1 protein-coding gene is annotated in these 273 nt (G+C 60.1%); it reads right to left on the bottom strand.

Annotated features, from left to right (window positions below):
• On the bottom strand, window positions 1-273 hold a 273-nt coding region (locus SB751_RS30425), incomplete at both ends, for a GNAT family N-acetyltransferase (RefSeq protein ID WP_410749073.1).

Below are 273 nucleotides of genomic sequence, written 5' to 3'. Positions count from 1 at the left end.
AAAACCGACAATGCCGGATGGAGTTCCGCCATGCAAGCGAAGAACTGTGAAATATTCGTCAGGAATCCCTTCCGCATTCACCCCTTCGACATGGCGAAAACCGAAGCGGCCATAATAGTCCGGATCACCTGCCACGACGCACCCTGAAGCATTCAGACGCTCCAGAACGGCAAGCCCGTCCCGCACCAGCCTTGAACCGACACCCTGCCCCTGTCGCTCCGGTATCACGGAAAGCGGCGCGAGGCAGAACCAGCCGGCCTCGCCGCTGGTGAG

It is taken from the genome of Cupriavidus sp. SIMBA_020 (genome assembly GCF_046535395.1).
Lineage (GTDB): Bacteria > Pseudomonadota > Gammaproteobacteria > Burkholderiales > Burkholderiaceae > Cupriavidus > Cupriavidus campinensis.
The sequence above is the reverse complement of the archived record's forward strand: the minus strand, read 5'-3'. Positions and strand labels throughout refer to the sequence as shown.